Raw genomic sequence first — 23149 nt, forward strand, 5'->3', positions numbered from 1 at the left:
CCCACCTTTCAACCCTTTGTTTTATTTTACCTAAAAGATAGTAAGGAAAACAAAATTAATGTTCTGTACTTGCTGTGGTATGATGGAAACAGTCAACAGTTAGGGGAGCAAATTTTAATGAAAAAATTCGAAGAAAAAACAATACAAAGTAAAGAAATATTTAACGGTAAAATTATTCAGTTAAAAGTAGATGATGTTGAGCTGCCAAACGGAAAATTGGCAAAACGGGAAATTGTTAAGCATCCCGGAGCTGTAGGCATTGTTCCAATAACGAAAGATGGAAAAATACTAATGGTAGAACAATACCGTAAGCCTTTGGAACGATCTTTGCTAGAAATCCCTGCAGGAAAACTCGAACCAGGAGAAGAACCTAAAACGACAGCAGAGAGAGAGCTAGAGGAAGAGACAGGATATCGCGCCAAGCAAATGAATGAGCTCACATCCTTTTATACAGCACCAGGCTTTTCCGATGAAATTATTCATCTCTTTATTGCGACAGACTTGGAAAAGGTAGAACATCCACTGCCTGGAGATGAAGATGAATTTGTTGATTTGTATGAAATAGAGCTGGAAACGGCTATTAGATTTATGGAAGAGAAACGAATTTATGATGCGAAGTCAGTTTATGCCGTCCTTTATTTACAATTGAAAAAGGTGTTGGAAACGAAATGAGTGAAGCTTTTGCAGACTTACATATTCATATTGGAAGAACGTATACAGGAAAAGCGGTTAAAATTACGGGCAGCAAAACCCTTACATTATCTAATATTTTAAAGGCAGCGAAATACCCGAAAGGCCTTGATATCGTTGGAGTCATTGATTGTCATTCTCCAGGGGTCATTATAGAAATAGAGCAATTAATCGAAGCCGGAAAATTAGTAGAAATGGATGAGGGCGGTTTTCGTTTTGAAGATGAGGTGACCCTTATACCAGGAACAGAAATAGAAGTATATGATGAAAACTGCCATGGACCGATTCATGTTTTGGCCTTTTTCCCTACGTTCCCTACCTTAAAGGATTTTTCCAATTGGCTTTCAAAAAGAGTAACCAATATTCAATTAAGCACTCAGAGAATATATGAAAAAGCGGAAGTCCTACAAGAAAAGGTAAAGAGCCTGGATGGTCTATTTATTCCAGCGCATATTTTTACTCCTTTTAAAAGTTTATATGGAAAAGGAGTCGTAAAATCATTAACAGAAATTTTAAATCCACATCTTATTGACGCGGTGGAGCTTGGGCTTAGCTCAGATACAGAAATGGCTAATCAAATCAGTGAATTGCATTCTTACACATTTTTAACGAATTCGGATGCTCATTCTACTCAAAAAATTGCTAGAGAGTATCAAAAATTTGAATTGGAAGCTCCTACTTTTGATGCACTTAGTAAAGCTTTGGTCAATCAAGACGGAAATACCGTGAGAGCGAATTATGGCTTAAATCCGCGTTTGGGCAAATATTATCGAACAACATGTGCGGTTTGTTCTCAGCCGATGAAGACAACGATCTGCTCCCATTGTGGTGCAGAAAAATATATAAAAGGGGTTTCTGAACGTATTTCGGAACTTGCTGATGCGAAGGACAAGCCACAACGTCCACCCTATATTCATCAAGTACCATTAGATTTTATTCCAGGACTTGGTCCAAAAACGATGCAACATTTGCTTGATCATTTTGGAACAGAAATGAATATTTTACATCGGGTGGATGGAAATGATCTGAAGAAAGTCGTAAATGTTCAACTCGCTGAAATGATTATCCAGGCACGGGAAGGGAATTTACAAATTGCTGCTGGCGGCGGCGGGAAATACGGACGGATTGAGAAAAAAGCAGATTGAAAAACTTAGAATAACTAAAAAATACGCATAAAATTGAAAAGGGAGTGCCACTAACGGAAAGGTTTGCGGTACTCTCAATATTTGATTTTGAGGTGAATGAGAAGAATTAAAAGCTGATTGGGAATGATGCAATGGAAGACATATTCTTAGCCTGTCCAACATATGATGTAACAATCGCAGGACAGGAGGAATATTCAATGCGCTACCGACTTTCATCAAACATTGTAACTCGTCATTTCCAAGAACATTCTTCTCTTTATACCTTTATGACCGTATTATTTTTAATGGGGGTCATATTTGGTGCCATTATGGTTAATAGTTTATCTGGTAATCAAAAGGAAGACCTTTTTTACTACTTAAATCAATTTTTTGGTCAGGTGGGTGAGGGGCAAATGGTCCCACCTGAGGAATTGCTGAAATTAAGTTTCTTTCATAATGTCAAAATGGCAGGGTTAATTTGGGTTTTGGGCATTTCTATTATTGGTTTTCCACTAATTTTTTTATTAATTTTTTTGAAAGGAATCGTCGTCGGTTTTTCGATCGGTTTTTTGGTTAATCAAATGGGGTGGAATGGGCTGCTGCTTTCTTTTGTTTCGTTACTCCCACAAAATTTATTTATGATCCCTGTGCTTATTTTTATTTCGGTGAGTTCCATTGCCCTTTCTATGAAAATTATTAAAAAGGTTTTTATTAGGCAAACCTTTCATTTTCAGTTTGTTCCTGTTTTTGCTAAATATGTTATGGCCTATGTAGGGGCCATTGCTGTTATTACGATCGCCGCCAGTATCGAGGCTTATATTTCCCCGGCTTTAATGAAATCCGTTATTCTCTCCATCAATCAATGAAGTCAAATAATCCTTTGCACATTATAATTATTTTAGTTTGAATATGACAATCAATCTGATATAATTATAATGGAGAATCGTGAGGGAGGATATGGAGGTATGGAAAGTCGCATAGAACGGATAAAGAAACAATTACATTCCGCAAGCTACAAGCTCACTCCCCAGCGTGAAGCCACGGTTCGGGTATTGCTTGAACATGAAGAAGATCATTTAAGTGCAGAAGATGTATATCTTCTTGTGAAAGAAAAATCACCGGAAATCGGGCTTGCAACGGTATATCGAACTTTAGAGTTGTTAACGGAATTAAAAGTCGTTGACAAAATTAATTTTGGTGATGGAGTATCACGCTTTGATCTTAGGAAAGAAGGGGCAGCCCATTTTCATCATCATCTCATTTGCATTGAATGCGGAGCCGTGGAGGAGATTCAAGACGACTTACTTGAAGATGTAGAAAGAATTGTGGAAAGAGATTGGCGCTTTAAAATAAAAGATCATCGACTCATTTTCCATGGAATTTGCTGGCGTTGCCAAGAAAAAGCGGAAAATGATAAAAAAACAGATTAAAAAACCTTTTCCCCTTTGCTTGGAAAAGGTTTTTTTATATGAATAAATAAACACAAGCTTGGCATATGATGGTAATAGGAAAAGTGCAAGCGCCTTTAAATAGGAAGAACGGCTAAAAGCGCGACGTCCTGTCGCAACGCCTTTGTGACCAACATCCTGTTGGCCCAAAAACGGTACATAAAGATAGAAAAAAAGGATGAAAGACATGAGAAATATTTTGAAGACCTTTTTTGGAACAGTGCGTTTACTTATTTTGCTTATTGGATGCACCATTCTCTTCTATTATGGTATTATGTGGATAAATCAAGAATATGAAAATTATCGGCGTTATGAAGAGCCGGAAGGAAGTGCGGTAAAGGCATTTCAACCAGAGAAACATGAAAGCGAAGCCTGGTTTCCACGCCTAATCCTTTTTTATCAGAATGGAGAGTAATGTTTGTGCAAGATCAAATGCAGGATTTTATCCACTTTATGACAGTAGAAAAAGGATTGTCCCAAAATACCATCGACTCGTATAAACGGGATTTGAAACGCTATCTGCAATATTTACAGCAGGTAGAACAATTACAAACATTGAATGATGTTTCTCGAATCCATATTATTCAGTTTTTGGCCTTTTTAAAAAAAGAAGGCAAGTCCGGGAAAACATTAGCGCGACATATTGCATCCATTAGAGCTTTCCATCAATTTTTATTACGGGATCGGGTGGTGGATCATGATCCATCTGTCCATGTGGAAACGCCAAAGATGGAGAGGAAGTTGCCACAGGTATTAAGTTTTCAAGAGGTTGAAACCTTACTGGACACCCCTGACTTAACGACTCCCTACGGTATAAGGGATAAAGCAATGATTGAATTGTTATATGCTACAGGTATTCGAGTTAGTGAGTTAATCAATCTGAATTTGGATCATGTTCATTTAACAATGGGGTTTGTTCGTTGTGTTGGGAAAGGGGACAAGGAGCGGATTATTCCACTCGGTCATATGGCTTCTGATTCCGTAGAGCACTATTTACAAGAGTCTCGGCCAATATTAAGAAAATCAAAGTACAAAACAGAGGCTCTGTTTTTAAATCATCATGGGAATCGACTCACACGTCAAGGTTTTTGGAAAATTATAAAAAGATTAGCCGTTGATGCTCAGATTGAAAAGGATCTGACTCCTCATACATTGAGACATTCCTTTGCTACTCATTTGCTAGAAAATGGTGCTGACTTAAGGGCGGTCCAAGAAATGTTGGGTCATGTCGATATTTCAACGACACAAATTTACACACATGTAACCAAGACGAGATTGAAAGATGTCTATACGAAATATCACCCTCGTGCTTGAAGGCCAACGGACAAAATCGTTCATCTGAAAAAAACCGTGTTGGTTTTTTTCTTTGTCTAAAGAGGTATGATATGGATAGGGAACTATTTTCTACTATGGGAGGAATAGACATGGAATATACAACCTTTAAAAAAATCCATTTAATTGTAATGGACTCTGTTGGGATAGGAGAGGCTCCTGATGCGGCGAAATTTAATGATCAAGGTGCAGATACGCTAGGGCATATCGCGGAAAAAATGGGAGGCCTGAGTATACCGAATCTACAAAACTTCGGTTTATCCAATATAAGAAAAATAAAAGGGGTAGATCCTGTAGAGAAACCGCTTGCTTATTATACAAAAATGCGGGAAGCCTCCAATGGGAAGGATACGATGACTGGTCATTGGGAATTAATGGGACTTGTCACAAGCCATCCTTTTAAAGTATTTCCCAACGGATTCCCAGAACTTTTAATGACAGAGCTAGAAAAAGCTTCAGGTAGAAGCATCATTGGAAATATTCCTGCAAGTGGAACCGAAATTATTGAGCGACTTGGAAAAGAGCATATGGAAACCGGTGCACTCATTGTTTACACATCCGCCGATTCCGTTTTACAAATAGCCGCACATGAGGAGATTGTTCCTTTAGATGAGCTTTACCGAATTTGTGAAAAAGCAAGAGAGTTGACTTTGAAGGACGAATTTAAAGTTGGACGTGTGATTGCCCGTCCTTTTATAGGAGAAGCGGGGAACTTTAAGCGTACTTCCAACCGTCATGACTATGCTTTAAAACCATTTGATCGCACGGTTATGAATGAATTGAAAGATGCCGGGTTCGATGTACTTGCGATCGGAAAAATCCACGACATTTATGACGGAGAAGGAATGACGGATTCAGTAAGAACAGTATCCAATATGGATGGTGTGGACAAGCTGCTCGAAATGATGAAAAAAGATTTTACAGGTTTATCCTTTATTAATCTGGTTGATTTTGATGCCATGTTTGGTCATCGTAGGGACCCAGTGGGATACGGGAGAGCGCTGGAAGAGTTTGATGCCCGGATTCCCGAAATTGTTGATCACATGGGGGAAGAAGATCTACTCATTATCACAGCCGATCACGGAAACGACCCAACGCATCATGGAACAGATCATACAAGGGAGTATGTTCCACTGCTTGCCTATTCAAAGCGATTTACTCAAGGGAAAGGACTACCTGTTCGTAAAACTTTTGCCGATATTGGAGCAACAGTAGCCAAAAATTTCAAAGTGAATTGGAAAGGAAAAGGAACGAGTTTTTTAGAGGATTTGCAAATATTGGATCACCATTCGTAGGAAGCTACTTCAAATTCCTGAATCGTTAAATGCGACAATTATCAATTCTTTCCTTCTTAAAGAAAAAGCCGGATATAATTTTTCCGGCTTTTTCTTTTGCTTTTGTATAAATAGATACGCCCTGGGAGAGAATGGGTTTATGGAAAACATTTCCGGTACAGGGATGGAGGGATTGATATGAAAAAAGTTTCAACCATGTTCATTGCTTTATGCTTCATTCTTTCATTATATTCAGGATCTGCCTTTGCTGAGGAAAAGAAAACGGAGCTTGCGGAAGATTCGAAATCAGCGATCCTTATTGAAAGAGATACTGGGACCGTTTTATACGAGAAAAATACGGATGAAAAACTTTCACCCGCTTCTATGACAAAAATCATGACCATGCTACTAATCATGGAGGCTATCGACTCCGAAAAAATAACAATGGATGAGAAAGTAACAACAAGTGAATATGCTGCCTCAATGGGTGGATCGCAAATTTTTCTCGAACCTGGTGAAGAAATGACGGTAAAAGAACTTCTTTTAGCCGTGGCTATTGGTTCCGCAAATGATGCGGCAGTCGCACTAGCCGAAAAAATTTCCGGAAGCGAAGAAGCATTTGTTGATAGGATGAATGACCGTGCAAAAGAATTAGGATTAAAAAATACCCATTTTCAAAATACGACAGGATTACCGGCAGAGGATCATTATAGTACAGCCTATGATATGGCGATGATGTCTAAAGAATTGCTTAAGCATGAAGAAATTACGGATTTTACAAAGAATTATGAAGCCTACTTACGAGAGGACACGGATAATAAATTTTGGCTGGTCAATACGAATAAATTAGTTAAATTTTATCCCGGTGTAGATGGATTAAAAACAGGATTTACAAGTGAAGCGAAATACTGTTTGACAGCAACGGCGAAAAAAGATGGAATGCGTGTCATTGCAGTTGTATTTGGTGCGCCTACTTCTAAAAGTAGAAATGCACAAATTACAAAAATGCTCGATTATTCTTTTTCACAATATGCGACCCATCCACTTTATGAAAAAGGAGAAATATTAGATAAAGTGAAAGTCAGTAAAGGTGATAAGAAAGAAATAAAGGCCGTTACAGGTGAACATGTTTCTGTTCTGACGAAGAAAGGGGAAAAACTAGACGATTTGACAGAAGAGATCCGACTACATGACCATATAAAAGCTCCTGTTAAAAAAGGGGATGAAGTTGGCTTTCTAAAAGTAAAAAAAGATGATAAACAGCTAGTTGAAATTCCATTGGTCGCAAAAGAAACGGTGAAAAAAGCTTCTTGGTGGCAATTGTATAAACGCTCGTTTGGATTATTTACAAAAACAGACTAAATAGTAAAAGGTGCAATCGAATGATACTTAGAGAAAAAGAAGTGAGGAGATTTCCAATAGAAAAGTGCAAGCGCCCATTCAGGGGATGAACGGCTAAGTTCGCGCCGTCCTGACCAACATCCTGTTGGCCTCAAAAAAAATGCCGAATCTCTTCTAGTTTTGTCAACAAGAAGGAATTAGAGGGATAAGAGTAGAAATGACTCATTATACTTCTATATGTAAGGGGGATTAGGCAATTGAGTTTGACTATTGAATTGGATGTAAGACAAGACGTACTATGTGTGCGGCTTACAGGAGAACTTGATCATCATACAGCGGAGGAATTAAGAGGAAAGGTTAATCAAGCGATTGAGGCCTATGATATTCATCACATTGTGTTGAATTTGGCGAATCTCACTTTTATGGACAGTTCTGGATTGGGAGTCATTTTGGGAAGGTATAAGCAAATTAAGCTAAAGAATGGTGAAATGGTCGTCTGTGCAATTTCCCCACCGGTAAAGAGGTTATTTGAAATGTCGGGGTTATTTAAAATCATGAATCTTGAAACCTCAGAACAAGTAGCTTTAGAAAGATTGGGGGTTGCATAAACATGAGAAACGAAATGCAACTACAATTTAGCGCCTTAAGCCAAAATGAATCATTCGCTAGGGTAACGGTGGCTGCCTTTATTGCCCAACTTGATCCAACGATGGATGAATTAACAGAAATTAAAACCGTTGTTTCTGAAGCAGTGACAAACGCGATTATCCATGGTTATGAGCAAAATCCAGCAGGTATTGTGTATATTTCTGCCGCCATCGAAGATGAGATGATTGATCTAGTCATCCGCGATAATGGTATTGGAATTGATAATATTGACGAAGCGAGAGAACCACTCTTTACGACCAAACCTGAATTGGAAAGATCAGGTATGGGCTTTACAATTATGGAAAATTTTATGGACAAAGTAGAAATAGAATCACAACCCGGTTCAGGCACCACGGTCCGTCTAACAAAATATGTAACGAAAAACAAAGCGTTATGCAATTAAGGAGCCGTGCCTATGAATGTGGAATTAAAAAAAGAGGCAAGAAAGGGCTTTTTGAGCGATTCGGAAGTAAAAGACTTGATTAAAAAAAGTCAAGAAGGCGATCAAAACGCAAGAGATATTCTCGTTGAAAAAAATGTTAGGCTTGTTTGGTCTGTTGTTCAACGATTCTTGAATCGCGGCTATGATCCAGATGATTTATTTCAAATCGGTAGCATCGGTTTATTAAAATCGATTGATAAGTTTGATCTCTCCTATGATGTTAAATTTTCAACCTATGCGGTTCCGATGATCATTGGGGAAATTCAGCGCTTTATTCGGGATGATGGAGCCGTTAAAGTAAGCCGGTCCATTAAAGAATTGGGAAACAAAATTAGAAAGGCCAGAGATGAGTTGGCCAAAAGGGACGGAAAGGTTCCAACAGTTTCCGATATCTCCACTTATCTAGATGTTTCTCAAGAAGAAGTATTAATGGCTCAAGATGCTGGAAGATCTCCAGCTTCCATTCATGAAACCGTTTATGAAAATGATGGGGACCCCATTATCCTAATGGATCAGATATCGGATGAAAATGATCATAAATGGTTCGATAAAATTGCTCTAGAAGAGGCGATAAGAGGACTGGATGAACGTGAAAGGTTGATTGTGTATCTGAGGTATTACAAAGATCAAACACAATCGGAAGTGGCATCACGCTTAGGCATTTCTCAAGTACAGGTATCTAGGCTGGAAAAGAAAATATTAGACCAAATGAAAGAGCATATGGATGTCTGAAAGAGGCATCCATATGTTCTTTTTTATGTATTAAAGTAATAAAACTACCATATACTAAAGGCTAGCAAGAAGCGGGAATTGCAATTAGGGATTGAAAGGAGGAGCAATATTGAGCAAGCACTCCCAAGAGAAAATGATGAAGATCGATAAAAATCCAGAAGTGGTTGAAAAGTATTTTAAAGATAGAGTAGGTCTTGGAACCAGCTTTGATCTTGATTTAAGAAAATTAGTCGTTTTAAGGAAAAAAGTTCATTTATATACGGTGAATGGTCTTTGTGATTCCTTAATTATTACGGAAATTGTAAAAGAACTTCAAAAACTTAACGATACCGAAAAAACGACATCAAAACTATATGAATTAATTGAAAATAGGCTAAGTCATTCATCTGTCCAGCCCGCAAAAACGATGGACGAAATGGTAGACCAAGTATTATCGGGTTTGATGGCCGTTGTTGTGGAAGGAGCGGACACTGCTTTAATCATCGATGTACGTGATTATCCCGGAAGACAACCAGAGGAGCCGGACACAGAAAAAGTGGTGCGAGGTTCAAGGGATGGGTATGTCGAGAATATTGTGATCAACACCGCCTTAACAAGGAGAAGAATTCGTGATGAACGATTAAGATTTGAAATCATGCAGGTCGGGGAAAGGTCTAAAACAGATGTTGCTATTGGTTATATAAAGGGGGTTGCGAATCCGAGACTCGTTCATACCATTCGTAAAGAACTAAAATCCATTGATATTGATGGGATCACAATGGCTGATAAGACAATTGAAGAATATTTGATGAAGCAAGGCTATAACCCATATCCACTTGTTCGCTATACGGAAAGAGCAGATGTTGGGTCCATTCATTTGCTAGAAGGGCATGTGTTAATTTTTATTGATACTTCCCCCAGCATTATGATTACTCCGGCGACATTCTTCCATCATGTCCAACATGCTGAGGAGTATCGCCAATCTCCTGCAGTCGGAACCTTCGTACGGTGGACTCGATTCCTTGGGATTGTGGTATCCATTTTTTTCTTGCCATTATGGTTTCTATTCGCGATGGACCCGACCCTTTTACCAGATAATTTAGACTTTATTGGACCTAATGAACAATCTCATGTTCCTCTAATTATTCAATTACTGATTGCCGATCTTGGGGTGGAGTTTATGAGGATTGCCGCTATTCACACTCCGACACCGTTATCAACGGCGATGGGATTGATTGCTGCCGTATTAATTGGGGACATTGCCGTAGATGTCGGTTTATTTCAGGGAGAGGTAATCCTCTACGTTTCACTTGTTGCGATAGGGACTTTTTCCACACCCAGTTATGAGCTTAGTGTGGCCAATAAAATGATTCGAATGATTTTATTATTATGTGTCGCTATCTTTAAAGCGCCGGGTTTGATTATTGGATGTACGATTTATATAATCTTTTTAGCCCAGAGTAAACCATTAGATGCCCCATATTTATGGCCTTTATTACCCTTTAATCCTAAAGGTTTCTATAATATATTACTTAGAAGACCTGTTCCCGGAGCCGTGTTTCGACCAAGTGTGGTTCGACCGCAGGACCGATTCCGTCAACCGCCAAAATCACCTTAACATCGACATTGCATAAATATTTAGATTGTGATAAAGTAGTTCTACTAATTTAGAAAGAAAAACGATCTTTGTTTAATGTTTATACAATATTTATGGTTATTTATAAGGTGGGAAAAAAATGCATTTGTATGGAACTGCGGTTATTAACCAATCGGGGCATTTAGAAATTGGTGGTGTAGATACCGTAACGCTGGCTGAAGAATATGGTACACCCCTTTATGTATATGATGTTGCTTTAATAAGAAAAAGAGCACGAGCTTTTAAAGAGACATTTGACAACTTGGGCGTTAAAGCACAGGTAGCCTATGCAAGTAAAGCTTTTTCAACGGTAGCGATGATTCAACTTGTTGAAGAAGAGGGCTTGTCTTTGGATGTTGTCTCTGGCGGAGAATTGTATACAGCGATCAAAGCGGAATTTCCCAGTGAGAAAATTCATTTTCACGGAAATAATAAAAGTGACGCGGAATTAAAAATGGCTTTAGATTATCATGTTGGTTGTATTGTCGTAGATAATTTTCATGAGTTGCACCTGCTTGATCAGCTTTGTGAGGAGCGACAGCAACAGGTTCATATATTGCTACGAGTGACGCCGGGCATTGAAGCCCATACGCATGATTATATCTTAACAGGGCAAGAAGATTCCAAATTTGGGTTTGACTTGCAAAACGGGCAGGCCGAAACAGCCCTTACCTTCGCTCTTGAGAGTCAATATATGAATGTACTTGGAGTACATTGTCATATTGGTTCGCAAATCTTTGAAACAACAGGCTTTCGATTGGCCGCAAGAAAAATCCTTGAAAAATTAGCTGGATGGCAATCGTCACTAAATTTTAAATCAACCGTATTAAATTTGGGTGGAGGTTTTGGCATACGTTATACAGATGAGGATGCACCATTGGCCCCTGAATCCTATATAGTTGAAATAATTGATGAGGTAAGAACGGAGACGGATAGGCTCGGTCTGACTTTACCAGAAATTTGGATAGAACCAGGTCGTTCTATGGTAGGGGATGCGGGAACAACCCTATATTCTGTTGGTTCACATAAGGATGTGCCGAATATCCGTAAATATCTAGCCGTAGATGGCGGAATGACCGATAATTTAAGGCCTGCTCTTTATGATGCTAAATATGAAGCGATTTTGGCTAATCGAGCGAATGATGAAATAAAAGAAAAAGTGTCGATTGCCGGGAAATGTTGTGAGTCAGGTGATATGCTCATTTGGGATTTACCTTTACCGGAAGCTTCCCCTCATGATATTCTCGCTGTTTTTTGTACAGGTGCTTATGGATATTCAATGTCCAATAACTACAATCGAATACCAAGACCCCCCGTCGTATTTGTGGAAAATGGAATGAGCCGCTTAGTCGTAAAACGGGAATCCTATGAGGATTTATTACGATTAGATTTGCCATATGCTGAAAAATCTCGAGTTTAAACCCGCATTTTGCGGGTTTTTCGTATAAAAAGAAACTTTTTCTGAAATCTTTCGTCTAATATGTATAGAAGATATGATTTTAGGTTATAAAGTTTTTGCCCCCTTGGGAATCAGGAATCATTTGCTAAAACGAAGCCCAGCCATTACAATAAAACATGTGTATGAAAGGAATAATGTTGGAAGATTAAGGGGTGTGCATTCTTTGCGCAAAAAGAATATCACTTTGTTTATTTTGATCTTACTTATGGCTATAATATGGGGCATTGTATATTGGGTATTTATAGCGCCAAATGTTCGTATTTCCAAATGATTGGGCGGTATGCCAGCAGGAAATAAGAAAAATGAGGGATCAGTCATGTTAATTCGATACAAGAAAGCCTATGAAAAGATCGCAATGGGTCTTCTGTCATTTATGCCTAATGAGAAGGATCTTAAAAAACTACAAAACACAATGAAAACGTATGAAACAGCAGACAATTGGCAGTTGTTTTTATGGAAAGAAGAGGATATTATAGGTCTCGTAGGCGTTATTCAGATGGATGATGTGGTAGAGATTCAACATATCTCCGTTAATCCTTCCCATCGAGATGAGGGAATTGGGAAAAATATGGTGAAATCATTAAAGCAAATGTATCAGGATAAGAAAATCCTCCCAAATGATTATACAGCCAGCTTTTTTGAAAAATGCGAAAATATGAATGAGGAAAGCTCGGAAACGTTATAATCCGAGCTTTTTATCTGGTAAGGTAAGAAAATGGCCAGTGCTTGTTCTTTTCTTAAATATAGGAGAGTATTCTAAATCAATGGATTGTTGGCGGGGGGATTCAATTGGATATCAACTTTTCTTATAAAAAACCAGAGGATCCACTTCATATTAGTCATCGTAAACGTGATACAAAAGATGCTATGCCAGAATATCACAGTCATGTAGATCATTATGAAGTGTACTATTTAATGAATGGGAAACGAAAATATTTTATTAAGGATAAAACTTATCATGTAAATCCAGGAAACCTTGTTTTTATTCATAAAGGCGTGCTCCATAGAACGTTTCATGTGGATGACTATGAACATGAAAGATTATTAATCAATTTTACGGATCAATTTTTTGCGGGTGAAAAAGAATCATATGCTTCCCTCTTGCAATCTGTTTTTAAACAAACGCTCATTATTGAACTTAACCGCCATGAGCAACAAGAATTTGAACATATATTATTCACAATGATTCGAGAAATGCAAATAGCAGATGAAGGTTTTGAGTTATATTTGAAAACGTTGTTATTACAGTTACTTATTTCTTCCGTTCGTTTTTTAAATAGAAATAGTGCGGAAGTACAAGAATTTACAGGTAGTGTTTATCATAAAATGACAGATATTATCCATTACATAAATAAACATTACTCCTCCTCTAACCTAACACTTGACTCTGTGGCGGGTCAATTTTTTATTAGCTCTTATTATTTAAGTAGAATTTTCAAAAAAGCAACTGGTTTTACGTATAGTGAGTACTTAAATCATGTTCGTATTCAAGAGGCGCAAAGATTATTACGGGAATCAAATATGAAAGTTATTGATATCGCTGGAAAAGTAGGATTCAATAGTTTAACCCACTTTGGTAGAGTATTTAAAAATAGTACACGGTACACTCCTTCCGCCTATCGCAAGCTTCATCGTATTTAATGTATGAGATTAGGAGCAGAACAAAATATGTTGTAGATCTTCAATATTAACAAAATATGATTAGCAAAAGGCAGTCGATTCCTTTTATGCTAGTGGAGAAGGGTGAAGTCATAAGAAAAAGAGAGGATGGAATGGGTGAAAACTAATTTTGGTTGCTGTCTAGTTATTGGTTCGTTTGTTCCGCAAAATAGTGAAAGTGAACAAATGAATCGAGTGGAACAACTTAAAGAGGGGCTAATCATGTTAGAGAAAAATAACTATGATTTTGCGGAATTAACCGTTCAATTCCTAACTCAACTTTCAGAAACGGAGTTTGGCGAGGCGGTAAAAGTAATTCAGCAATCAGCTCTAAATATTCCTGTCTGTAATAGTTTTATCCCCCCGCAGTTAAAAGTCGTTGGGCCAGATGTTTCAGATGTGGAGTTAGAAAATTATTTGCATTTAGCGATGAAACGGGTTCACGAAATTGGCGGGAAACAAATTATATTTGGGAGCGGGGGAGCACGAACAATTCCCGATGGGTTTTCTAGAGCGCATGCCCAGGAACAAATAAAACAGTTTTTATATCGCTGTGAAACCTATGGGACAAAGTACGGGATTACTGTAGCGATTGAGCCACTAAATAAAGCCGAGAGCAATATTATCAATACGGTAGAAGAGGCAATAGCACTAGCAGAGGAAGTAGATTTACCGCATATCAAAGTGTTAGCAGACAGTTATCATATGGATTTGGAGAATGAGTCATTCAATATTTTGAAACAAGCGATAAAAGATGATTGGATCTCCCATGTGCATATTTCTGATCGGGAGAGACGGTTTCCTGGGGAAAAGAGTGGGAAAGAATCGATTGATTTTTCTAAACTCTTTCATGTTCTTCAGGAAGCCAAATACAGAGGCTTGATTTCAGCGGAATGTAGTTCAGCTTCCTTTGCAGAAGCAAGCGCCTTATCCCTTCCGTTTGTAAGGAACACTTGGGCAGCCATCCAAGGAGGTTTAGCAAATGTCAAGGCAGATTAAATTGAAAGTAACAGCAGGGAGTCATGATCGAAAATACTGTCCTATTCTCTTCCAATTAACGAAAGCGTTGCCACGATTAACTGAAACGATGTTAGCCGATGTGCAAATGTATGATGAAAATGGTACATCTGTACCTGTACAATGCACGAAAGAAGCCGATTCATATGTGATTCATTGGATCGTCCAGGAATTATCCGCACATGAAACGATGACGTATACGATTGATTTTGCTGGAAACAGCAAGTTAGATGTAGAGAATATTGAATTACGAGAAAAGGAAAATCAGATTGATATTATGATAGAAGATCAATTGGCCACTTCCTACGTGATGGATCCAACATTAGCAAAGCCTTATCTTGGACCTATTATTGGACCAAATGGCCTAAGTTATACTCGGCTTGATTTTGAGACGACCGAACATCCACACCATCGCTCCATATGGTTGGGAATTGGTGATGTAAACGGGGTGGATGCATGGAACGAACGACCTGGCTTTGGGAAGCAAAAAATAGATCATATTGGAGAAAAACATGCTGGTCCTGTTTTTGCTAGAATTTCATCCGAAGCAAAGTGGACAAATTTTAAGGGAAGTCCCTTAATGCGTGATCAACGAACATTCACAGTATACAATACTCCAGCCCATGCCCGTATCATGGACGTATCATTTACGCTTCATGCTGATTATGGAAGGGTTGAGCTTGGGGCAACAAAAGAAGCTGGACCGCTTGGTATCCGAGTCGCTGAAACAATGAGTGTTGATAATGGTGGCAGAATCGTCAATGCCTATGGTTCTGTAGGGGAAGAAGAATGTTGGGGGAAAAGTGCACCATGGTGTGATTATTATGGGGAAGTAGAGGGAGATACACTTGGGATTGCAACATTTGAAGATCCACAAACAACTGAATTTCCAACGTACTGGCATATTCGCAATTATGGACTGATTGCCCCGAATAATCTTTACTTCCGTGGTGGACAGCTTTTGAGAAAAGGTGAATCACTTACCTATCATTATCGGATTTATTTTCATGCAGGGAGCACGGAAGAAGCCCTTGTCGCTGAACGGTATCAAGACTTTATTCATCCTCCGAAAGTGGAAATGATCATAGATGAATCCTAATAGATATAAGTTAACCCTAAACTATCCAGCCTCATGGTGGAAAAATATGTGGAGGGAGGCATTGCCCTCCGGAAATGGAAAGATTGGGGCGGCGGTGTATGGTGGGATTAAAGATGAAACCATTCTCTTAAATCATGAAGAATTATGGCATCTAGGGCAAAAAGATGTGGTCCCAGATGTTAAGCATACACTTGCAGAAACAAGAGAGATGATGTCTAGGGGTGAATATTTGGCTGCGAGTTGGAATTTAACGAATGCCTTAAAAGAAAAAGGGTATAAAACTCGATTAGCCTCCAGATTACCACTTGGGGCGTTAAAATTAAGAATGCCGTGTGAGAATGCCTTTCGGAATTACAAAAGAATGCTTGATATGGAAACAGGTGAAGTGACGGTAAAATGGGAGGATGGCGGGAACGTATACGAAAGGAGCTTATTTGTTTCCAGAGCCGACGATCTGATTGCGTATCAGATTACTTCTGACCATGCTCCTATTCAAGCTAGTATTCAATTAGCTCTCCATAATAGTGATGGTGGCAAGCTTTCTGATCAATACCCATCACTGGTGGAATATAGCGCAGTCAAAGCAAAAGCTCCCTATTACTATTATGCGGCCAAGAATGAAGATGGACGCGATTTTGGAGCCGTTTTACGCATCATTCCAACCGAGGGACAAATGAAAGACAAGGATAATTGGATTCAATGTACAGATACGGAAAAAATGCTTATTTTAGTAAAAGCATTTGCGGGTGGGGAACGAAAGAAAGAATGGCAGCGGTTGACAAATGAGTTAGCTAATATTGAGCTAAATTATGAACAACTTCTTCATCGACATGCCGAAATTCACGGGCCTCTCTTTCGCTCTTCAGAGATTGAATTAACCGATATGGATGATCCACGTTCAAATGAAGAGCTTCTTCTCGAAGCGTATCGCGGAGAAGCAGCGCTTTCGTTAATTGAAAAAATGTGGTCCTATGGAAGATATTTGTTCATTTCTGGAACAAGATCAGAAGGTCAGCCCTTTGGTTTATATGGTTTATGGTATGGGGATTACCGATTAATGTGGGGCCATCATATGGCCAACGAAAATATTCAAATGATGTATTGGCATGCAAATGTCGGCGGCTTAAGCGAGTTTGTACCTGCTTTGTTTCATTATTACGATCAGATGATGGATGATTTTAGAAATAATGCAAATAAGCTATACGGCTGTCGCGGTATTTTTATTCCGGCTGGGACAACCCCTGGCATTGGGGTTCCGAACCAAATCGTTCCAGTTATTATGAATTGGACAGGAGCAGCCGGTTGGTTAGCGAGGCATTATTATGAGTATTGCCTTTTTACAGGTGATCAAGCGTTTTTAAAGGAGAAAGTGTTGCCTTTTATGCGAGAAGCCGCCTTGTTTTACGAAGATTTTCTCGTACTTGGTGATGACGGATATTATAAAATGTATCCTTCCGTGTCACCAGAAAATACGCCAGAAAATCATATGCCCAAAGCTGGACAGCCCTTAGCACATCCAATGCCGACAACGGTAAATGCAACGATGGATTTCGCGATTATTAAGGAGTTATTCACCCATCTGATTGAAGGCAGTCGAGTGGTTGGTGAAAATTCACCGAAAATAGAGCAATGGGAAAAAATGTTGGAAAGAATTCCTACCTATCAAGTGAATGAAGATGGGGCCATTCGTGAATGGATGCATCCAGATTTTGATGATCGCTATGATCACCGGCACTTGTCCCATATTTATCCAATTTTTCCTGGCCAAGAATTTACGCGAGAAGAAGATCCTCCATTGTTTGCGGCATTTGAAACAGCTGTTCGAAAACGATTAATTGGTGCTCAAACGGGATGGTCGCTCGTCCATATGGCTTCCATTTATGCCCGTCTTGGAGATGGGGATCAAGCCCTTGAATGTTTGAATATATTAGCACGATCCTGTCTATTGAATAATTTTTTTACATTGCATAATGATTGGCGTGATATGGGGATTTGCATGAATACGCCGACCGCTCCTGTCCAAATGGATGCAAACTTAGGATGGATTCATGCGGTTCAAGAAATGCTGATTTATGTCTCTCCTACAGTTGTAAAATTATTGCCGGCACTTCCCTCGAAATGGAAACAAGGAAAGGTTAAAGATATGTGTTTTACAACGGGTAAAATATCATTCTCTTGGGACAAAGAAGCTCGACGATTTGCAGGGAAGCTCGTTGCCGAACGAGAAACAATGATAACCCTTATACTACCTGAATTTTGTGAATACGATTCTTTAGCCGATAAGTACAATTCGGTAGCAAGATCAGCGCTAGCTCCCAATCGCTTTGATATTAGGATAAAGAGTGGAGAAACGTTATTTTTACAATCTAGCTAATAGAAAGAATGAGAAAATGGGCAAAATATATTGAACTATTTATTTTTGTGCAAATAAAGTGGAGCAATCTAAAGCTCCTTTTTCTATAATTATTGTAAGCGCTTTATAAAAATGAAAGGGTGGTCAATGAATGAAAAGTTGGAGAAAAAAAGGGTTTAATATGCTATTTTTATTGTTTTCTTTATTCTTAGTCGCCGGTTGTTCGTCTGAAGGAAGTGGTAAGGAATCAACATCTTCCGATTCACCAACAAATAGTGATATTGAACAAGAGGAAGAAGTGGAGCCTGTCACCCTATTAATGATGACACATTGGGGAGATGAACAATTCGTGAAATATTTCAAAGAACCTGTTGAGGAAAAATTTGACCATATTACATTAGAGCATGTTCAGTCACGTTGGGATGAAATAGAGGAAAATGTGTTTGCGAAGCAACTTTCCCCTGATTTAATTATGACAAGTGTGAGTGCCGAATACCTAGAAATGGATTTATTACTGGATCTCACTCCATACATTGAAGAATTCAATTTTGAATTAGATCGACTTGAACCAAGCATCTTAGACTATTTAAAAGAACAATCAAATGAAGGAGAATTGAATGGACTTCCCCTGATTCGTCCAGATTATGCGCTTGTCTATAACCCTGATATATTTGATTTATTTGGGGTCGACTATCCAACAGATGATATGACTTGGGATGAAGTGATTGAGCTTGCCCGGAAAGTAACAGGGGATATGGGCGGTGTACACTATCGCGGACTCCATCCAGGAAATTTTGATTTTATGATGCGGCAAACCGAAACGCCAAAACTAATTGATCCAGATACAAATCAACCGAAGATTGATGAAAATGAAGCTTTTAAAATATATTTGCAAAGATTAAAGGAGATCTATAGCATCCCAGGGAATGCTTTAGATTCCGCCGAAGATATGAAAGATGTAAGAGGAGTCGACCTGATGAGAAAAGGGCAACTTGCGATGGCAGCAGATCGAGCTTTTGCAGGAACCTATGCGAGCGCAGCGGTTGAAAATGGCTTGAATTTTAACTTTGTTACGTACCCACGTTGGGGAGGGGAATACGGCGATTACGGACCGAATGAACCAGGGAATGGAATTGTTGCTACGACAATTTCCAAACACCCCAAAGAAGCTTTTCGTGTAATTGACTATTTATTAAGTGATGAGTATCAAATGATCAAGTCTGAAAATGGGGATCTTCCGGCAGTTGTCACCCCAGAGGTACGTGAAGCGTTTATGAAAGGTCATGAACATTATGAAGATATCTTAAAAGATAAAAATTTATCCGCCATTACAGACGCGAACCCTGCTCCATTACCACGTCTGTCACCGTACGAAAGTGAAATTATGGAAGGAGTAGACTATCGAGAAGGTATTTTTGAGGGAAAAGACATTAACACGATTATTCGTGAAATGCAAGAGAAAGCGGAAGGAAATGCGAAAAGCGTATTATCTAAAAATTAATCAGGCATCGGACCTAAATATTTGTAAGACCCTCAACGGCAGCGGAAATATCTCTGTCGTTGATTTTTGCTTTAAGTGCGTGTTCATATTGGAAAAACCAATGGGAGAATCTTGTTTTTTCTTCCAACACTGTTATATGATAAGAAGGTAAATCGTTAAAAAATGTAGTGAATTTGGTGATAAAATGGAATACCAAGTTAAATTAGATACGTTTGAAGGACCACTTGATCTCCTACTGCATTTAATTAATCGGTTGGAAATAGACATCTATGATATTCCCATGGCCGAAATTACAGAGCAGTATTTAGCCTATGTTCATGCGATGCAAGAGTTGCAGTTGGATGATGCAAGTGAATATCTGGTGATGGCTGCGACAATGCTTTCGATTAAAAGTAATATGCTTTTGCCCCATCATGACCAACCTGAGGAAGATTACATATACGAAGAAGACGACCCGCGAGATGAACTTGTTGAACAATTAATTGAATATAAAAAGTTTAAAGAAGCATCTCTGGCTTTAAAGGATAAGGAAGCTGATAGAAGTCGTATGTATACGAAACCACCTTGTGACTTATCCGTTTATGCAGAGGAAATAGGGACAGAGCCCGTATTAGGTGAAGTCACTTTATCCGATATGCTTGGGGCCTATCATAAATTATTACGCAGAAAAAAGCTGCAAAAACCTTTACAGACAAAAATTAGTCACCAAGAAATATCGATTGAGGATAGAATGACGGAAGTATTGCAACAATTATCAGAGCAATCGAAGCGTGTCAATTTTCACCAATTTTTCCCATATGAAGATAAACAACATATGGTCATTACTTTTCTGGCCATGCTGGAATTAATGAAGCGAAATGAAATTATTGTGGAGCAAAATCGGATGTTCGGAGAAATTTTCTTAACCTTGCGGAAGGAGCCTGTAGCCATTGGAGGAAGATAAACAGTTAGGAATCCTAGAAAGCCTATTATTTGCAGCCGGAGATGAAGGATTGTCAATCGAGCAAATTGGTGAGGCAATGGAGATTTCAGAAGAAAAGGCGTTACAATTATTGGAAATCCTCAAGAAAAAGTATGATGAAGATCCTGCCAGAGGAGTGACAATCGTTGCGCTTGCAGAAACATACCAACTTGCCACCAAAAAGGAATTTTCGGATTACCTAAAGAAACTTGTAGAAACACCAAGTACCTCGTCCCTCTCCCAAGCAAGCCTTGAGACATTGGCGATCATTGCTTATAAACAACCGATTACAAGGGTAGAGGTGGAAGCGATTCGAGGTGTGAAAACGGAAAGACCTCTACACACTCTTGTTTCTAAAGGATTGATCAAAGAAGTAGGCAGAGTGGAGGGAACTGGAAGGGCAAAAATATACGGAACAACAAGTGAATTTTTAGATTATTTTGGTTTAAAGGATCTTCAAGATTTACCTGAACTTGACGAAACGTCCAATGAACATACCTCTGAAGAAGATGAGGCAGATTTGTTTTTTTCATCTTTTAAAGAGCAAATAGATTAAAGAGAAGTAAAACTGTCGGAGTCCCGCAGGAGGTGGGGCAGAACGGTGTTGCCACAGGACGTGGCGAATTTAGCCGTTCTTCCCACAAGGGAACCGGCAGTTTTTTTATCATAACCGAAAACAAAAGGCATAAACTTGTACAAACAGTAAAATCGAAATATAAAAATATTGGGGAGCGGGTAAATGAAAGCTAGAAAACATTTGATGATATTCGTAATCATGGTCATTCTTTTACAGTTGGTTATGCTCCCGAAGGAGGCTCGGGCGGTTTCAGTTAGCGCTTCTGCTGCTATTTTAATGGATCAGGAAACAGGAAGGGTTCTTTATGAGCATAACGCTAATGAGAAACACCGCATAGCTTCTATTACCAAGGTGATGACAGCCATTTTAGCGATTGAATCGGGGAAACTTGAAGAAACCGTTACAGTCAGTAAAAGAGCTGTATATACGGAGGGTTCCTCGATTTATTTACAACAGGGGGAAAAGATCAAATTAGAGGATCTTGTTTACGGTTTGATGCTTCGCTCGGGAAATGATGCTGCTACAGCGATTGCAGAACATATAGGAGGGAGTGTTGAGGGATTTGTTTTTCTTATGAATCAAAAGTCAGAAGAAATCGGGATGACTCATACGGTATTTGCGAATCCACATGGGTTAGATGACCATGAAGAACATTATTCAACAGCCTATGATATGGCATTATTAACGCGCTATGCGATGATGAATGATAAATACCGAAAGATTTCGGGTACAAAAACATACACATTAAAAAGAGAGAATGGCGCACATAAATGGGGAAATAAGAACCGTCTCCTGACAGAAAAATATGAATATTGCACTGGGGGGAAAACAGGTTTTACGAAAAGAGCTGGAAGAACACTGATATCAACGGCAACGAAAAAGGACAAGAATTTGATTGCAGTCACACTAAATGCACCAGATGATTGGGATGACCATATTTCCATGTATGAATATGGATTTAAGACGTATTCCCAGAAAACGATTTTGCAAAAAGGTTCTTTATCCATAGATATCAAAGGAATGGAAAAGAAACAGTTTTTTATTAAAAATTCAATTGTTTATCCATTAGCTGAGAAAGAAGTGGATGAAGTGAAAATGGAATATAAGTTGTTGCCAGTAAAGAAATTAAAAACAATCAAGAATGGAAAAGTAGGTATGGCGATTATGTATCTGCAAGAAAAGCCTGTTATAAAAGAGAATATTTATGTGAAAGAAGAGGTTGATAAAGAGGTGAGCTGGTGGGATTATTTTAAAAATTTAATCGTTAGTAGGGCAGATGCTCATGATTAATTATATATGGATGGCAATGACATTAATTGGGTTAGTGTTCGCCGCGATTAATGGGAGAATGAAGGAAGTGAATGAGGCAATTTTTCAATCAGCTAACGAAGCCGTCACCATTTGTATCGGTTTAATCAGTGTGCTTGTCTTTTGGTTAGGCATGATGAGGATTGCCCAAGAAAGTGGGTTATTGGATAAACTTTCGGCCTTATTTAAACCGCTTGTATTAAAACTTTTTCCAGAAATTCCCCCAGATCATCCTGCGGCAGGATATATATTATCGAATATCATTGCGAATATGCTAGGCTTAGGGAATGCGGCTACACCCCTTGGGATCAAGGCGATGGAGCAGCTAAAAGAATTAAATGGTGGGAAAGCTGTAGCGAGTCGGTCGATGATTACCTTTCTCGCCCTCAACACATCGGGGTTGACACTTATACCCACAACGGTTATTTCCATTCGGATGAATTATAAATCTGTTAATCCGACTGAAATTGTGGGTCCGACTTTATTTGCAACGATTTGTGCCACTGCTGTAGCGATAATAGTCGATCGTTATTTTTATAGGCGCCGTAGTAGAAAGGGCGTGAAATAAT

The 23149-nt window shown here is 38.8% G+C and carries 23 protein-coding genes; all 23 read left to right on the forward strand.

Translation table 11 applies throughout. The annotated features are described in order from the left end of the window. Nucleotides 1-117 precede the first annotated feature (117 nt). Nucleotides 118-672 (forward strand): NUDIX domain-containing protein, encoded by a 555-nt coding sequence (locus tag MUB24_RS00450; RefSeq protein WP_244699748.1) that lies wholly within the window; start codon nucleotides 118-120, stop codon nucleotides 670-672. Continuing rightward, the gene (locus MUB24_RS00455; protein ID WP_244699750.1) at nucleotides 669-1835 is read left to right on the forward strand and encodes an endonuclease Q family protein; all 1167 of its coding nucleotides are present in this window, start codon (nucleotides 669-671) and stop codon (nucleotides 1833-1835) included. Before MUB24_RS00450 ends, MUB24_RS00455 begins: the two co-directional genes overlap by 4 nt. 197 nt (nucleotides 1836-2032) lie before the next feature. Continuing rightward, nucleotides 2033-2680: a stage II sporulation protein M gene (spoIIM, locus tag MUB24_RS00460; protein WP_244699752.1), complete on the forward strand. Its 648-nt coding sequence runs from the start codon at nucleotides 2033-2035 to the stop codon at nucleotides 2678-2680. 99 nt (nucleotides 2681-2779) lie between these two features. Then, nucleotides 2780-3244 (forward strand): ferric iron uptake transcriptional regulator, encoded by a 465-nt coding sequence (fur, locus tag MUB24_RS00465; RefSeq protein WP_244699754.1) that lies wholly within the window; start codon nucleotides 2780-2782, stop codon nucleotides 3242-3244. A 205-nt stretch (nucleotides 3245-3449) separates the two neighbouring features. Next, complete coding sequence (locus MUB24_RS00470) at nucleotides 3450-3677, forward strand: YqzK family protein (RefSeq protein WP_244699756.1); 228 nt, start codon at nucleotides 3450-3452, stop codon at nucleotides 3675-3677. Between the two features lie 5 nt (nucleotides 3678-3682). After that, nucleotides 3683-4576 carry a site-specific tyrosine recombinase XerD gene (gene xerD, locus MUB24_RS00475; RefSeq protein WP_244700504.1) on the forward strand — a complete coding sequence of 298 codons (894 nt, stop codon included), beginning with the start codon at nucleotides 3683-3685 and terminating at the stop codon, nucleotides 4574-4576. Between the two features lie 110 nt (nucleotides 4577-4686). Next, nucleotides 4687-5889 carry a phosphopentomutase gene (gene deoB, locus MUB24_RS00480; RefSeq protein WP_244699759.1) on the forward strand — a complete coding sequence of 401 codons (1203 nt, stop codon included), beginning with the start codon at nucleotides 4687-4689 and terminating at the stop codon, nucleotides 5887-5889. Between the two features lie 177 nt (nucleotides 5890-6066). Beyond that, nucleotides 6067-7230: a D-alanyl-D-alanine carboxypeptidase family protein gene (locus MUB24_RS00485; RefSeq protein ID WP_244699762.1), complete on the forward strand. Its 1164-nt coding sequence runs from the start codon at nucleotides 6067-6069 to the stop codon at nucleotides 7228-7230. 236 nt (nucleotides 7231-7466) lie between these two features. Then, the gene (spoIIAA, locus tag MUB24_RS00490; protein ID WP_244699765.1) at nucleotides 7467-7817 is read left to right on the forward strand and encodes an anti-sigma F factor antagonist; all 351 of its coding nucleotides are present in this window, start codon (nucleotides 7467-7469) and stop codon (nucleotides 7815-7817) included. A gap of 2 nt (nucleotides 7818-7819) precedes the next feature. Next, on the forward strand, nucleotides 7820-8260 hold the full coding sequence (gene spoIIAB / locus MUB24_RS00495; protein WP_244699768.1) for an anti-sigma F factor: 441 nt from the start codon (nucleotides 7820-7822) through the stop codon (nucleotides 8258-8260). Nucleotides 8261-8272: 12 nt separating this feature from the next. Then, complete coding sequence (gene sigF / locus MUB24_RS00500; protein WP_244699772.1) at nucleotides 8273-9031, forward strand: RNA polymerase sporulation sigma factor SigF; 759 nt, start codon at nucleotides 8273-8275, stop codon at nucleotides 9029-9031. Nucleotides 9032-9164: 133 nt separating this feature from the next. Further along, a complete protein-coding gene (locus MUB24_RS00505; protein WP_280516824.1) occupies nucleotides 9165-10628 on the forward strand; it encodes a spore germination protein in 1464 nt (487 codons plus the stop codon). 118 nt (nucleotides 10629-10746) lie between these two features. Then, nucleotides 10747-12066 carry a diaminopimelate decarboxylase gene (gene lysA / locus MUB24_RS00510; protein WP_244699778.1) on the forward strand — a complete coding sequence of 440 codons (1320 nt, stop codon included), beginning with the start codon at nucleotides 10747-10749 and terminating at the stop codon, nucleotides 12064-12066. Between the two features lie 355 nt (nucleotides 12067-12421). Continuing rightward, entirely contained in the window at nucleotides 12422-12790 is a 369-nt protein-coding gene (locus tag MUB24_RS00515) for a GNAT family N-acetyltransferase (RefSeq protein ID WP_244699780.1), read from the forward strand. 104 nt (nucleotides 12791-12894) lie between these two features. Then, entirely contained in the window at nucleotides 12895-13746 is an 852-nt protein-coding gene (locus MUB24_RS00520) for a helix-turn-helix domain-containing protein (RefSeq protein ID WP_244699782.1), read from the forward strand. Nucleotides 13747-13881: 135 nt separating this feature from the next. Continuing rightward, on the forward strand, nucleotides 13882-14763 hold the full coding sequence (locus MUB24_RS00525) for a sugar phosphate isomerase/epimerase family protein (RefSeq protein WP_244699784.1): 882 nt from the start codon (nucleotides 13882-13884) through the stop codon (nucleotides 14761-14763). Next, complete coding sequence (locus MUB24_RS00530) at nucleotides 14747-15880, forward strand: DUF6807 domain-containing protein (protein WP_244699786.1); 1134 nt, start codon at nucleotides 14747-14749, stop codon at nucleotides 15878-15880. Before MUB24_RS00525 ends, MUB24_RS00530 begins: the two co-directional genes overlap by 17 nt. After that, a complete protein-coding gene (locus MUB24_RS00535) occupies nucleotides 15870-18254 on the forward strand; it encodes a glycosyl hydrolase family 95 catalytic domain-containing protein (RefSeq protein WP_280516811.1) in 2385 nt (794 codons plus the stop codon). Before MUB24_RS00530 ends, MUB24_RS00535 begins: the two co-directional genes overlap by 11 nt. 130 nt (nucleotides 18255-18384) lie before the next feature. Next, on the forward strand, nucleotides 18385-19734 hold the full coding sequence (locus tag MUB24_RS00540) for an ABC transporter substrate-binding protein (protein ID WP_244699790.1): 1350 nt from the start codon (nucleotides 18385-18387) through the stop codon (nucleotides 19732-19734). Between the two features lie 184 nt (nucleotides 19735-19918). Next, a complete protein-coding gene (locus MUB24_RS00545; RefSeq protein WP_244699793.1) occupies nucleotides 19919-20677 on the forward strand; it encodes a segregation/condensation protein A in 759 nt (252 codons plus the stop codon). Continuing rightward, nucleotides 20664-21251: an SMC-Scp complex subunit ScpB gene (scpB, locus tag MUB24_RS00550; RefSeq protein WP_244699796.1), complete on the forward strand. Its 588-nt coding sequence runs from the start codon at nucleotides 20664-20666 to the stop codon at nucleotides 21249-21251. The genes MUB24_RS00545 and scpB overlap by 14 nt, the downstream gene beginning before the upstream one ends. A gap of 183 nt (nucleotides 21252-21434) precedes the next feature. Next, nucleotides 21435-22562, forward strand: coding sequence for a D-alanyl-D-alanine carboxypeptidase family protein (locus MUB24_RS00555; RefSeq protein WP_280516812.1), 1128 nt, complete (start codon nucleotides 21435-21437; stop codon nucleotides 22560-22562). Continuing rightward, on the forward strand, nucleotides 22555-23148 hold the full coding sequence (locus tag MUB24_RS00560; RefSeq protein WP_244699799.1) for a nucleoside recognition domain-containing protein: 594 nt from the start codon (nucleotides 22555-22557) through the stop codon (nucleotides 23146-23148). The genes MUB24_RS00555 and MUB24_RS00560 overlap by 8 nt, the downstream gene beginning before the upstream one ends. The last annotated feature ends 1 nt before the right edge of the window (nucleotide 23149 follow it).

Origin of the sequence: Lederbergia sp. NSJ-179, assembly GCF_022867885.1 — a bacterium.
Lineage (GTDB): Bacteria > Bacillota > Bacilli > Bacillales > Bacillaceae_C > Lederbergia.